At 33.6% G+C, this 15,513-nt stretch carries 9 protein-coding genes; all 9 read right to left on the bottom strand.

What is annotated here, in order from left to right; all coding sequences use genetic code 11:
• Nucleotides 1–51: 51 nt before the first annotated feature.
• Complete coding sequence (locus tag V6246_RS01080) at nucleotides 52–1,503, bottom strand: sulfatase-like hydrolase/transferase (RefSeq protein ID WP_341558596.1); 1,452 nt, start codon at nucleotides 1,501–1,503, stop codon at nucleotides 52–54.
• A gap of 151 nt (nucleotides 1,504–1,654) precedes the next feature.
• Nucleotides 1,655–2,365, bottom strand: a complete 711-nt coding sequence (locus V6246_RS01075) for an aspartate/glutamate racemase family protein (RefSeq protein WP_341558595.1) — start codon at nucleotides 2,363–2,365, stop codon at nucleotides 1,655–1,657.
• 113 nt (nucleotides 2,366–2,478) lie between these two features.
• Nucleotides 2,479–4,044: a sulfatase gene (locus tag V6246_RS01070; protein WP_341558594.1), complete on the bottom strand. Its 1,566-nt coding sequence runs from the start codon at nucleotides 4,042–4,044 to the stop codon at nucleotides 2,479–2,481.
• 46 nt (nucleotides 4,045–4,090) lie between these two features.
• Nucleotides 4,091–5,659: a sulfatase gene (locus tag V6246_RS01065; protein WP_341558593.1), complete on the bottom strand. Its 1,569-nt coding sequence runs from the start codon at nucleotides 5,657–5,659 to the stop codon at nucleotides 4,091–4,093.
• 175 nt (nucleotides 5,660–5,834) lie between these two features.
• Complete coding sequence (locus V6246_RS01060) at nucleotides 5,835–7,274, bottom strand: SusD/RagB family nutrient-binding outer membrane lipoprotein (RefSeq protein ID WP_341558592.1); 1,440 nt, start codon at nucleotides 7,272–7,274, stop codon at nucleotides 5,835–5,837.
• Between the two features lie 11 nt (nucleotides 7,275–7,285).
• Nucleotides 7,286–10,441, bottom strand: coding sequence for a SusC/RagA family TonB-linked outer membrane protein (locus tag V6246_RS01055; RefSeq protein ID WP_341558591.1), 3,156 nt, complete (start codon nucleotides 10,439–10,441; stop codon nucleotides 7,286–7,288).
• Between the two features lie 360 nt (nucleotides 10,442–10,801).
• Nucleotides 10,802–12,241, bottom strand: a complete 1,440-nt coding sequence (locus V6246_RS01050) for a hypothetical protein (RefSeq protein ID WP_341558590.1) — start codon at nucleotides 12,239–12,241, stop codon at nucleotides 10,802–10,804.
• A 142-nt stretch (nucleotides 12,242–12,383) separates the two neighbouring features.
• Nucleotides 12,384–13,274: a BPSS1187 family protein gene (locus V6246_RS01045; RefSeq protein WP_341558589.1), complete on the bottom strand. Its 891-nt coding sequence runs from the start codon at nucleotides 13,272–13,274 to the stop codon at nucleotides 12,384–12,386.
• Nucleotides 13,275–13,804: 530 nt separating this feature from the next.
• Complete coding sequence (locus V6246_RS01040) at nucleotides 13,805–15,511, bottom strand: RagB/SusD family nutrient uptake outer membrane protein (protein WP_341558588.1); 1,707 nt, start codon at nucleotides 15,509–15,511, stop codon at nucleotides 13,805–13,807.
• Nucleotides 15,512–15,513: the final 2 nt, after the last annotated feature.

Raw genomic sequence — 15,513 nt, 5'->3', positions numbered from 1 at the left:
GCTAGAACTTAAAAGTCGTACTAATCTAGAAAAAATATCACCGTAACGCCATTACTTTTTAGAAAGTACAGTTTTCATTTGCGCAGGATTAGAATATAATACCTTTTCGTTCTGCATTAATTGTTTATGAATGTGGTGCGTAACATCCATCCAACTCCGTTCTTCAATCCATAACGGATCCATCATTTTAGATTCCCACAGCTTCAATTCATTTTGTAGTAATTGATACTCTTCCTCTTTGGATGTTTTTAAGTCTGTGGTTTCCCCTAAATCATTTTCTAAATTATAAAGCGTTGCTCCAAAATCTTGTAATCTCATCATTTTATAATCACCTATTCTAGCTCCTGCTTCTTCCAGTTTTCTCCAGAATAATTTATCGTGCGGATTTCCTGTTTTTTCTCCTTTTAAATACGGCAATAAATTAGCTCCGTCTAAAATTAAATCATCAGCTTTTTTAATGTTTGCTGCGGCCAAAGATGTTGTGAAAATATCTAAAGATGAAGATAAGCCACCAAACGTTTGACCACCTTTAATGACTTTAGGCCAACTCACAATAAAAGGCACACGATGTCCACCTTCAAACTTATTACCTTTCCAACCTTTTAAAGGGCCACCGCTAGAACTATTATTTGCCGCACCACCATTATCACTTAAAAAATATATAAGTGTATTATCTGCTAAGCCCAATGCTTTTAACTTTTGTTGAAGCTTCCCTATATTTTCATCTAAAGACCAAGTCATGGCTGCCAATTCTTGTCTTGGATGATTTTTATACTTTTCTAAATGCTCCGTTTTGGCTTCCATTGGTGTATGCACGGCGTTATAAGCTAAATACATAAAAAAGGGTTGCGCTTTATTTTCTTCAATAAACTTTACAGATTGATCTCCTAAAACATCGGTTAAGTACCCATCGAACATAACTCGTTTACTATTATGCTGAAGCATTTTTTCTTTCTTAGGGTTTTTATAAGAAAAGTAGGAACGACTTCCGGCTTCGAAACCAAAAAACTCATCGAAACCTCTTTGATTTGGATGATCGCTTTTATCGGCTCCTAAATGCCATTTCCCTAAAGCTAGTGTTTTATATCCATTGGCTTTAAACACATCGGCCATTGTAGAAACATCATCCGAAAGGCCAATATCACCAGAATCACCAAAGCCAGTTCCATTAGCTTCAAAACCAAAACGCTGTTGATATTTACCTGTCATTAAGCCCGCTCTAGATGGCGCACAAACGGTAGCGCTTACATGAGCATCAGTTAAAATAACACCACTTTTTGCTAGAGCATCAATATTTGGTGTTTCTAAATCTTTACTCCCCATAAAACCAAAATCGGCATAACCGGCATCGTCTATAAGAATAACGATAACATTGGGTTGCTTATTAAATTCGGTAACACTTTCATCTTTGTTTTCTTTACAAGATGACGCAAAAATTAGCAGTAGAATAAATAAACCAAACGTATTTAAAGCACTTTTTTGTGTTCTTAAAAAGATTGTCATTTTTTGATTTTTATGTTATAAATGACAAGTTAAAAATTAATGTTTAAGTTGAATATAAAGATTTCAAATTTATTACGAATCAAAAAAAACATCCCTTTATAGATTGACTATAAAGGGATGTTTAAAAAACCTAATTTTATTAAAACTTCAACTATTTATTTAGAATATAATTTACACCAGCCATAGCATGAATGTCTGTGGTATTGAAAGCTGGAATATCTAAATCTTCGTCAAAAATCATTAAAGGAAACTCAGTACAACCTAAAACAATTCCTTCCGCTCCTTTATCAACAAAACCCTGAATAACCTCTAACACATAGGCTTTCGATTCGGGTTTAACTTCCCCATAGGTAAGTTCTTCTTGTATAATTCTATGTAGTTCATTAAGTACAGCCTTATCTTCAGGAACTAAAACTTCTATACCGTTATCAGCAATTCTTTGGGTTACAAAATCGGCTTCCATAGTGTAAATAGTTCCAATAAAACCAACACTTTTAATACCTTTATTATGAATTGCCTTAGCGGTAGCATCTGCAATATGTATAACCGGAAAATCTAATTGATCCTGCACTGTTTGATATACTTTATGCGGAGTATTAGCACAAAACATAACAGATTCTGCTCCACCCTTATTAAGGCTTAATGCAGCTTCCGTCAACATACCAGCTATAGAATCCCATTTATCTTCCTTTTGAAACCTATGTACCTCAGCCTGATTGAGCGTATAAACTAATAAAGGCGGATTGGTGTTATTGCCAAAATAATCGTTGATAGATTGATTAATTGCCGCATAATACTCGATTGTAGAGTGCCAAGAGGTGCCACCTATTAGCCCCAGGGTTTTCATTTCTTTCTGATTCATTTTTGATTTTTCATTTAAAACCTTAATTTTTTCTATAGGTTTATTACATGCTATAGCCACTAAAAGTACTAAACAATATAGCTGCTTTTTTAGTAGAGCCATGAAAAAATAAATTAATTATTAAACCCTTTGTTTAACACTTTTGCCATTTGTGCTATAACTACTTTATTTTCAGAATTATCAGCAATATTAATATTCTCCTGAGTATCTATTTCATGATCAAAAAGTTCACTTGTTATAAAATCACCTCGTGTTTTACTCTCTGGTTTCCACTCGTACCACTCCACATAACGGTATTGATCTGTTCTAACGGTATAACCCATTCTTTCAATACCTCTGAGTGCTTTTGGACCATATCGCCCTAATAGAAATTGACTATATGCAGCATCTTTAACACTAGCTTCTGGGTTTTCTAATAAAGGTTTTAAACTTGTTCCATGTAAATGTTTAGGCACTTCAAAGCCAGTTACATCGCAAAGTGTTGGGTAGATATCAACGAGCTCGGTTAAGGCTTTACTTGTTTTACCTTTACCGTTAACGTTATTACCACTTATAATTAATGGCACACGAGTATCTATTTCATAATTGGTTTGTTTTCCCCAACCATTGTGTTCGCCTAATTTCCATCCATGATCTCCCCATAAAACAACAATCGTATTTTCCATAAGCCCAGAACGCTCTAACTCATCCATTAAACGACCAATTTGTACATCGACGTAAGATATACAAGCATAATAAGCATGTATTAATTCCCTTTGCTCCGCTTCAGATAATGATGCTTCATTTGGTTTTGGTAAATCATGCCTTTCAGAATAACCTCTAAGTTCTGCATCACCATGCATACTAAAACTCGGACTATCTTTAGGAGTAAATCGATTTGTTGCCAAAGGAATATCCTCACTATTATACATATCCCAATATTTTTTTGGAGCTGTAAATGGTAAGTGTGGTTTATAGAAACCTACCGATAAGAAAAATGGTTCATCTGATTTTCCTAATTCACGCATTTTTTTTAGCGCCATGGTTGTTTGTGCTCCATCGTAATAATCATCATCATTTACTTCTGCCATTTCAATAGAATTAGCTTTGGTGTAGATAAAACCATATTTATCGAACTTAGCTGTTCCTTTTTTTACACGATTAAGCTCTTGCTCTTTTTGTATAATTAAGTTTTCTTGATTAATATAAACAGCATCCGGATCGAAAGGGAAACCATCGACATGCAGGTATTCATTCCAAGCAACAGAATCTTGTAACGTATTATGAAATGTTTTTCCCAAACCTACGGTATGATAGCCGTTGTTTTTGAAAAACTGAGGTAATGAAACAATATCGGGTAAAACATCTCTAAAGTGTTTTTTTAAATCCCAAACCTGAGTAGAGTCAGGCCTTAAACCCGTCAACAAACTTGTTCTAGACGGTGTACAAACCGCTTGCTGACAATAGGCTCGATTAAAAACAACACCATTACTAGCGAGTTTATCGATGTTAGGTGTTTTTACAATACTGTTACCATAGCATCCCAAATCTGGTCTTAAATCGTCTACTGGAATAAATAAAATATTCGGCCTTTTTACCTGTGTAGTTTTAGCTAATTTTTCTTTTTCCTGATTACATCCACTTAAAACTAAAATAGCTAAAAGCCATAATGCATTGAGGGTTTTTATTTTTTTTCTCATAATTAAATATAAATTTTGATAATTCTATTTAGTTCTAACTGTATCTCTAAGATTTACTTTTGGGCAATGCGCCTCTCCAACCTTTTGCCAATTGCGCAGATAAACGTTTAACAATATCCTCCTGCTCGGGATTTTTAGCCACATTAACAGTTTCGTTACTATCTACAAAATGATCATATAATTCAACGTCAGCAAAATCGCCTTTCAATTTTTTATGATTATCCCAATGGTACCATTCAATATAATGGTGTTGCTTGGTTTGCATGGAATAGCCCATGTATTCGTTACCATCTTTAGAAACACGTGCACGTCTTCTAAACTGTGTAAAAACAGCATCTTTCCATTCTAAATCTGGGTTTTCAAAAACAGGAATTAAACTAGTTCCTTGTAAATAATCCGCTTTATCTACACCTGTTAAATCACAAAGTGTTGGGAAAATATCTACTAATTCTGAAAGTGCTTCAATACGTTTTCCTTCTTTTTGATTGACTCCTTTTATAATTAACGGCACATGCGTATCAATATAAAAATTAGTCATTTTACCCCATCCGTTGTGATCGCCTAATTTCCATCCATGATCTCCCCAAAGTACAATAACTGTATTTTCATAAAGGCCTCTTTCCTTTAAACCTGTCACTAGCTTCCCAACACAAGCATCAACAAAACTAACGCTAGCATAGTATCCTCTTTTGAGCGAATCGGAATAAGTTTCTGGAAGTGGCGCATCTTCTGGACGTCCAATTTTATAAGGATTAGTATAAGCTCTTAATTCATAATTAGAATTAGCCGACATTACCGCAGCGTTTTTTGGTAATTTTGGATTGGCCGCTGGAGAAACTGAACCCACAGGATATAAATCCCAATATTTTTTTGGCACTACAAAAGGAAGGTGAGGTCTATAAAGTCCAAGTCCCATGAAAAATGGTTTATTCTTGTCTTTAATTCTATCTATCGTTTCCAATGCTAATTGTGTTTGCATCGCATCAAAATATAACGAATCTGGAACATCGGCATCTTCTATTGCAGGACCACGATTCCACCCATCTCCATACACCTTTTGACCTTTTCTTTTTTCTAAGAGAATTTCTCTTTGATTTTTTTGGTCTGCTAAGGCTTCTTCAGTGTAATAATAAGTTTCTGCATCACGCAAAGCATAAGCTTTGGTATTATAAGGGTATGGTTTTAAATCTGGCTCGTTCCATGAAATAGAATCCGGCATATAATTATGAAAAATTTTACCAATGTTAACCGTATAATATCCTGCTTTATTGAAATATTGAGGCATAGTAACTGCTTCCGGATTAATTTCTCTAAACTTATCGCCTAAATGCCAAACTCTTGTAGAATCTGGTCTATAGCCTAACATGGTGCTTGCCCTTGATGGAGCACAAACTGCTGCTTGGCAATGTGTATTTAACATCACCATGGAAGTTGCTGCTAAGGCATCCATATTTGGGGTTTTTATTTCGGTATTACCATAGCTTCCAAGATCGGCTCTTAGATCGTCTATCGACAAGAAGATGATATTTGGGTTTTGTTTAGGTTTTACTTCGTTGCGCTCATCACAAGACATTAATAAAAGTGATAAAGACAAAAGTACTAGTAAAATTCTCATGAGGTTTCTTTTTAGTGTAGTATAGCTATTATTGGCTTAAGGCTTAGCTTTAAATATTATAGACAAGGAAATTAAAAAAAACCAGCGTTTAATAATAATTTATTTCGAGTAAAAACTAATTCAAAGTAAAAAAGGTAATCCGCTGGCTTATTATCAATAGAAAAAATGATTCTTTTTATTTTTCAAACCACATTGGATCCTCGATAGTTACTTCGGTAGGGATGTTTATGTTAGCTGCGGCTTCATTGCTAGAATATGTATATCTTCTGATTATATCTGTTGCTCCAGAAAGGTTAGGGACATCAAAATCAACCGACTTTGTTCTTTTCCATAAATTCCATGCTTCTATTCCGTTACCAAATAATGATATATAATGTTGATCGTTAATGTAATCCAAAGCCTCTTCTTTTGTTAAAGTCGATAAATCTGGTAAACTAGAGATGTAGGTATCTTTATCTGTTTGTGAAATCTCTCCTAGAGAACCATCGAAATAATCTAAAGACAATGTAACGCCTTCTAGAAACCATGTATTTGCTTGAGCTAAACCTCCAGAAATATATTCGTTTGCGGCAGCATCTGCTAATAAAAAGTAGGTTTCAGATGCTGTTGAGTATCTATCAGGTGTGTCTGCTAGAATATTGTTTACATTTATTTTTGAAGTAAATGCGACACCTGTAAATCCCTGAACTAAACCAACATAAACACCATTTGTATTTTGATCAAAATAGGTTGCTCTACGGGGATCGTCTAAATCGTTCATAAGGTTTACTAGTGGACTTCCTGCGTACCATAAATTAATATTTCCTCCCCAAAAATTATTTATAAAAGTATATTTAGGGTTTTCGTTACCAATTTCAGAACTGTATTGTAATTTGGCTTCTTGGTCGTTAGTGAAGATTAATGAGCTATTTGCTACCTCCTGAAGTCTACTAGAAACTTCGCTAGGCTTTTTGTTCGCCATAAACATAAGCATTTTTAACTTTAAAGAATTTGCCCAACGAATCCATGCTGTTTTATCGCCTTCAAAAATTAAATCATCAACAATATCAGAGTCTACATCTTGCTCTAAAATGGCAATAGCCTCATCCATTAAAGTTACAATACCCTCCATTACAGTTTCTTGAGAATCAAACACTGGATATGGATATTCTGCTGGATTTCCTGCTTGAGTAAAAGGAACTTCACCCCATACTTGTGTTATATTAGAATAAATAAAACCTTCTAATATTTTTGCTTGAGCAACAATATATATGTCATCTGGATAATCTTTTTCAACTAATAATTCTACTAAAGATAAATTTTTTAAACAGGTAGTATACCAGTTGGTCCATGCGTTATTTACTGAGGGTACACCAAGTGTATATCTACTTCTACTTCTCCAGGTGCCACCACTACCTGCCCATTGTTGGGCGTGCATATTAGAACCTGCAAATTCAATAACTCTTTGTGAAGACATATTCACTATGACCTCTGGAAATAAAAGATAAGGAGGTACTGTTGTTACTGCTAATGGATCTTCATTAATATCTGTGATATTCTTAGTGCATCCGTTTAAGCTGAATATAATTATCGATAATATTAATAAATACTTTGTTTTTATGATTGTATTTTTCATCTTTTTCTTATTTAAAATTTAACGTTTACACCAAACCCAATACTACTTGTTGAAGGCAAACCATTATATTCTATACCTCCTCCATTACTGCTTGAGCCAAACAAATTTGTTTCAGGATCAATATGAGGGATACTCGTGTTAAAAATGGCTATGTTTCTTCCTTGCAGACTAAATCTTAAACTGCTAAAAGGTGTCTTTTTTAACTGTTTTTTATTTAATGAATAAGACAAGGCTAACTCTCTCCATTTTATATAAGTAGCATCAAACGTGTTGCTTTCATGAATTCTAGCGGCAGAATAATTACTCCAATAACTTTGAACGCTTGGTATTGGTGTTGTGTTTTCAGAGTAAGTGCCATCTCCATTATCAACAAAGGTGTTGGGGTCTACAAAAAGTGTTTCTCTATCTACAGCTGTTTCTGCAGCCAAACCACTAGTTCTTAGGTTAGATACGGTTTGCGAATACAAAACACCGCCTTCTTTCCAGTCGAAAGTTGTGGATAGTCTCCAACCTTTATAACTAAATACAGAAGTAAGCCCCATAGTAAAGTCTGGCATTATGTCTCCTAAGCGTTCTGTATTACCTTCATAACGTAAACCGGTACTTCCTACTAGTATTTGATCTTCTATAGTATCTCCGTTTTCATCTACAGCTCTAGCAAATCTATTTCCATATAGGCCTATACTTTGTCCTTCTCCGGCAGCTACTGTTAAACCGTTATAGGTACTTGCCATAGTGTATACTCCTAAATCGCCTAAATCTTCAATAATGGTTTCATTGGTTGTAAAATTGTAATTTACGTCCCATTTAAACCCTTTAGCTCTAATCAGTTTTATTCCTAATTCCAGTTCAAAACCTGTGTTTGAGATTTCTCCTAAATTAGTCCAAGCAGAACTATACCCTGTAGAAGGCGAGGTAGATAATGCTATAATTTGATCGGTAGTATTAGTCTTATAATAAGTTGCATCTACTGTAAATCTGTTTTTAAAAAATCCTAATTCAATACCAATTTCTTTACTTAATTGATTTTCTGGTTTTAAGTTTGAATTTGGTAAGGAGTTTGGGCCAGAAAAAGCGAGTTGACCATCAAAAGGAAATGTTCCTCCTGTACTAAATTGTCCATACCAACTTGATTGAGGATAATACAAATAATCTAATTGATATGCGCTTGTATCACTCCCTACGTTAGCCCAGTTCCCTCTTAATTTACCATAACTAAAAATATTACTCTTAATATTAAAGGCATCGGAAAAAATAAAACTTAACGCTACAGATGGGTAGAAATAACTGTTGTCAGCTTCTGGTAATGTAGAAGACCAATCGTTTCTAGCGGTTGCATTTAAAGTAAGCCATTTTTTATAAGTCATTGTAAAATCTCCAAAAGCTCCAAAAACACGTGTTTGAGAATAATTATTAAAAGGGACATTACTTTCTACATTACCTGGGGCAAAAAGCTCTGGAATGGTAAGCGTTTCACCAATATTACCAATAATATCAGTTGTTCTTTGGTTCCATTGCATTCCTCCTCTTAAAGTGACATCAAAATCTTCAAAAGAATTATCATAAGTTGCTAAATAATCTAAAGTTATTTCGTTTCTGCTTGTAGTAGATTGTCTGTAATTACCTTCTAGAAGTCCAATGGTTCCTTTATGATTATTTCTAAAATACTTTGTGTTATAGGTATCATATCCTACTCTTCCTAACATAGAAAAGTGATCTATAGGACTATAAGTAAGCGCCACATTTCCAAAAAATCTTTCGGTATCGGCTGTTCTTTGATTTTCATTAACAATCCAATACGGGTTATTGGTTCCATCAGCATCAACAGGAGATAGCTGTGTTACTCCATCATCGGCTACCCATGGTTTAAAAACATCTATATTGGTAATTCTTGGTAAAGTATTTATAATACTTGTTAATATATTCGGGTCATTTGCCCCTGTTGCCACTGCACCATCTATACCTGTGTTAATATAATTTATGCTGAATACAGAGTTTAATTTATCGGATAATTCAGAACCTGCTTTAAGCCCTAAATTCAACCTGTCTAGAGACGATCCAGGTAAAATCCCTTCATTTGAACTATAAGAAGTACTTACTCTATAATTGTTTTTTCCTTCGTTTGAAGTTCCTGAAATTGAAAAACTATTTACCTTAGTTGAACCTAAATCATAAAAATCTTTTTGAAGATCTGGATTCGATGTAAAGGTTTGTAAATTACCTGCATAATCTGTGTAGGCTGTTCCGCTAGAAATTGCAGGTCCCCAACCTTTAGAGGCGTCTTTTATATTATCGCCATCAGCCTCACTATAAACTCCTAAACTACCTGGGCCATAGCTGTTTTGGAAATCTGGAAGTCGTAGAGGAGAATCGAAACGCATGGTTGAACTATAGGTAATGGTTACGCCTTTTCCTTTCCCTTTTTTAGTAGTTACCACAATAACACCATTAGATGCTCTTGAACCATATAAAGCTGCGGCTGATGCACCTTTAAGTACGGTTAATGTTTCAATATCATCTGGATTAATATCTTGGGCTCTGTTTCCATAATTTGCTCCTCCTGAAATACCACCGTCGGAACTATTACTATCTGATATAGGAACCCCATCAATGACCCATAAAGGGTTATTATCTCCAAATATACGAGTAAGCCCCCTTACTGTTATCTTTGTTGAAGTTCCTACACCGCCGCCTCCGCCGGTAATTTGAACACCAGATAGTTTACCTTGTAATGCTTGAAGTACATCGCTTTCTCTTGCTTCTTCAAAATCTTCGGATTTTATTGAACTAACGGCATAACCTAATGTTTTTTCGGCACGTTCAATGCCCATTGCGGTTACTACAACTTCGTCTAAGGACTGCGCATCTTCTTTCATGGTAATATTTATAGTAGCGGAAGTACCAATAACTTGTTCCTGGGTTTCCATGCCTAAATATGAAAAAATTAGCGTTTGTCCTGGGCTGGCTTTAATGGCATAATTTCCATCGAAATCAGATTGAGCACCTCTTGAAGTTCCTTTTATTATAATGTTAACTCCGGTAGCAGGCAATCCTGTTTCATCTACAATATTTCCTGAAATTGTTTTTTCTTGGGAAAAAATATGTTGCGTACTTAATAGATGAGTGACTAGAAATAGAATGAGTAATTTTGCAGTTCTTGTTTTCATAAAGTTAATTAATTTGAGTGAGAGTTAGTTTTGAAGTAAGGTATAACTAGCATTATTTTATCATGTAGTTTAGCCTTAGCTTCTACGTAAATAAACACAAAAACCGTAAAAAAGACCGTGTTTTGGAGGTTACACTTGTACTACAGCCATTGTAAACACAGATGTTTTGTTATATTTTAAATATAGATTGAAGATATTAGGGGATTATAAAAATGGCAGGGTTAAAATTATGGATATCTAAAATGAAATTCCATGGGGTATTTTTAAATACAGAGGGCGGAATGGCTAGTTGTATGCTTTATATCTAAATAGAGTGCCGTAGAAGAATGTGTTTTAAGCAACAAATATTATAGATGAATATTATAAATTTTTAATCCAAACGTAAAGATTGGTGCCTTCTGGAAGTTCTAGTTTTTTGCGTAATCTATATTTTTTAGTTTGCACTGTTTTGGGTTGAATATTTGTATAAGCTGCAATATCTTTAGATGAAAAATTAAGCCAAATCATAGCGCACAATGATAATTCTGTGTTGACTAGTTTCGTATTAACTTCTAACAGTTTTTCGCATACATTTGGATACACCTCTTGAAATCGAATTAAAAAAGAAGCATCATTTTCTTTCGCTAAAGAAATCACCTCATCAAAAGCTACGTTAAGCTTTTGTTTAAGTTTATCACGCTCTAAGTTTTTCTGCTTTATAACGTTTTCTTTTTCTTTTATTAAACCCAAACGTTTTTCCCTATAGTAAAAGGTAACAAACCCTGTTATTGCAATGAATAGCAAAACACCAACCCCTAACAAATAACTAAACTTTTTTTCTTTTTCTTTATGATTTTGTTCTTGACTATTTAAAAACCCACTTATTACAACATCTACGTTTTTTTTATATACTGTATTTACGCTATCATTAAAAGTAGTATACTTCAAAAGATACTCATGCGCTCGGCTTTCTTGATTAAGCAACTCATAGGTTTCAGAAAGGAGCTTATACACCAATTTAACCTCTATATATTTCTTCATTCTAATAGAAATATTTAGGCATTCTTCATAATAATCTATAGCTTTTTGATATTCTCCAATAGATTTATAAAAGTTACCCTGCGCTTGTAATAAAATAGATTTATGGTATGCCGAAACCTTTTCCCCCTGCATTAGTACCTTAGACCTATTTAAATAATACCTTGCGGAATCTATATTTCTATTTGTTTTTAAATAATAATTTGAAATCACGGCATACTTAAAAGATGATTCCTTAATTTTTAAGCTTTTATGAAGATAAAATAATGAAGAATCTATTTTGTGTTTTGTATTTAAAAAAGCAGATGCTTTATTAACATATAACGTGGCTAAGAGTTGGGAGGAAGCTGTTTTTTTAGTTTCATAAAGACGAAGTCCTTTATTCAGAAATTTGATAGATTTATCATTTAGTTTTAGTGCAGAATAATTTCTACCATAATTTTCGTAAATCTTAATTTTTGCTGTTACTAATTTTTCTTCGGAAATTATTTGATTTGCTAAATCCAAATACTGCAAACTCTCCAAATGTTTCCCTATAGTACATAGTATACCCGAAATTTGGATATACCCTAATGCAACGGCATCATCTTCATTATGCTTTTTTGCCTTTTCAATAATATCGATACTCAATATTAGGGCTTGTTCCATTTCCCCTTGATTGACTAAAACTCTTACTTTTTTTCGTTGTTGCGAATAATCAATATGCTTTTCCTCATGCTCCTGCCCAAATATGCTATTTGAAAAAGCTATTAAAAAAAATATATTGATATATATATTACGCATTATAAAGAACTATAAGTTTTAAAAAAGCATGGGTTTCTACGTAAAAGTACCTCCTTTTTATTAAAAAAAATAGCCTCTAAAAAAATTTACAGATACCGCGTTTTTATTATAAGAAAAATCAAGAAATAAAAATTATTGAAGCTTAATTACCCTTACCCAATAATTCTATCCAATCATTTACATATCCAATATTTCTAACACCGTTAGAATGGCCTTTTTTACCTTCTGGAACAGGCAGGTTGAAAGGATAAATATGATTTTCTGGAATCCCCATAGCTTCATAACTTTCTCTTATTATTTTGGCTGCAGGTTCTGTAACATGATATGTACCATACCAAACATTGCTTGGCGTTACACTTGGTGAATAATACCATTTCGCTATTTTTGGTTTATCTGAATAATCCCAGCCTCCTGAAAAATCTACTACACGTGACACCAATTGTTCTTTAGCTATAAAAGCGGCCATTCCCCCTCCTTGAGACTGACCAGAAACTGCAATTTCACTCCATTTAGGAGCTCCATTTTCTAAGTAAGTATTCCAATTACCTGTTTTATCATGTTCCGATAGATAAATAAGCAACTTGGTTAACCTGTTAACTATAGCGTCTTGGGGGGCATCATCAATCAATGAAAAATTATTGTTTCCATAAATACGTCTAATTCTGAATTCTTCGGTACAATTAGAATTTTCAGCAAGCACTTTTCCTCTACAAATTTGCGCCACTGCTGGTGTGTTAATATATGATATATTAATAACGTGATAACCCTGATTTACGGCTGTAGCAAATAATTTTTTTGGCCCTTTTAATGCAATACCTCCTGTTCCTGGCATAAAGAAAAGAAGCTTCCCTTGTTTAGCCTCTGGGTTATAAACTACTAAATGTGGTGAATTTGCTTCTGAAATTGTAGAATCTGTTTTAGAAGGTTCAATATGCAAAACTTTATATTCTTCTGGAAACCCAGTTGAAGTTTGCGAAAAAACACTACTATTAATAGCTACAATTAAAAGAAGTGATGTAAAAATCTGTTTCATTATTTTTTTGATTTAAAATTAGGCATTATTGGTTTTAATAAAAAACTATCTATAATAGAATAAAGCAGTTAGTTCTCGCTCCAAACAACAATACGTAAATTAACAAAAAACCTATGTAAACCATTAAAAAAAGGGGTTACACTTATACTACACTTTATGTAATAAGTCTGTTTTTTGTTATGAAACGAGAAAATTGATAAATTATGGAGATTAGTCTTTTGTTTAGGTATTGCAATCCCTCATGCTACTGCTATAAAAAGAATAAGATTCCCTTATATGGCCTCTGGATTACAAACCACTAAATATGGAGAATTTACTACTGAAATTGTAGTATCTATTTTAGAATGGTTAATATGCAAAACTCTTTATTCTTATGGAAATCTGGTAGAGGTTTGTAAAAAAATTATTGAAAGCAAGAATTAAAAGACGCCATGTAAAAATCTGTTTCATTGTTTTTTTTATGATAAAACAAAAAGCTCAACATCAAATTTTGATGTTGAGCTTTTTAATTAAAAACTAATTATTAAATTTTACCAACCTGGATTTTGTGGCAACAAATTAGGGTTAAGTATTAATTCATTACTTGGTATAGGCAATAAATAAGCTTTAGTTTCATCAAAATTATAAGGATCTGAATTAATAAATGGTGCAATATAACCTTCAGAATCTAGCGTTACATTTGATTCCGGTGTATCTGAATTTACAATACCATCGTAAAAATACGCACCTCTAGGGGTTGTTCCATTAACTAATTCATGAGCTCTCCAACGTAATAAATCATCAAGTCTAAAGCCTTCTGCCATAAGTTCTACAGCGCGTTCTCTACGAACTTCATATAAAATATCTGTAAGACTATACCCATAATTAGGCCAATCAGGATCTGTAGTTATTGATCCTAAAGTTATACCAGGCATACCTACGCGAGTACGTAGCTTATTAATAGACTTTTCCAAATGAGCTTGAGTAATGGTACCCAATTCTGCTTTAGCTTCAGCAAAAATTAATAACGCTTCAGCATAACGCATTATAACCTTAGACGTGTTTTTAGTAAAATCACTAGTAACAGGATCTATATCAATATTTCTATATTTTTGTGATTCATACCCTGTAAGTCCTGCATTAGCAGTAGTAAAATCAGGAGCTATATAATCAACAGTTGAGCTACCATCTCTTTTAATTAAATCTCCAGGCACCATTATTAAAGCTGCTAATCTTGGATCTCTGTCTACTTCTATGGTCGCTAAAGATTTATCTCCTTCATCATATAAATCGCTCACTGAAATAGGGTCGCCATCAATACATAAATAGGTACGTATTGCTTCCCTGGTATAAGCACAACGATTAGGCCAAGAAATTTGTAAGCTATTATTAAAACCTAAATCATTATCGAAATCTCTCCAAAGCATCACTTCGCTATTACCGCTAAGCCCAATTTGGTTAAATAAAGTAGAGTAATCATCATGAAGCGTAAATACACCACTATCAATAAGTTCTTCAGAAGTATCTGCAGCGATTTCCAAATAAGCAGAGCCATTAGACCCAGCTACTCCAAAAGATGTTCCATTATGATATTTTTCCCATGTACCTTCATAAAGAGCAATTCTTGCTTTTAGTAATAGTGCAGCTTCTTTACTTATACGAGGACTTGTTGCGATATCTGGAAAAGATTGTAATAAAGAAATAGCAGTGGTTAAATCTGAAAGTATAAAATCGGCCACTTCATTTCTTGGTTCTCTAGCAGCAAATAAAAACTCTTCATCCTTATCATCAAAATATTTATCAAATATTGGTAAATCACCGTAATCAACTAAAAGATTAAAATAATAATACGCTCTAAAGAAATAAGCTTCTCCTATGTATTGGTCAATTTCTGTTTGATCACCTTCTGCTTGATCAACATGATCTAAAAGCCAATTAACTTCTCTTACCTCGTCCCAACTCCAAACTGAGTTTGAAGACTCCGTAGCTATACCTGTTTGACCACTAAGTCTAGAGTTAATATTTTCAGCAATACCCATATCGGAATCTAGATCGGGTAATACAGAAAAACCTACAGAAGTATTTGACCAACTTGGCAAATCATTATAAAAAGCATTAACGGATGCTCTTAAATCACCAGGTGTGCTATAAAAATCAACCTCCGAGACAACATCTAAAGGTGTTTTTTCTAAAAAGTCATCGCAAGACGACAAAGTCACTGCTGTACTTAAAATAAATAATTTTAATATATTTTTCATAT

It is taken from the genome of Algibacter sp. TI.3.09 (genome assembly GCF_038154905.1).
Classification (GTDB): domain Bacteria; phylum Bacteroidota; class Bacteroidia; order Flavobacteriales; family Flavobacteriaceae; genus Algibacter.
Note: the sequence above shows the minus strand (reverse complement) of the source record. Positions and strands in the feature narration are given on the sequence as shown.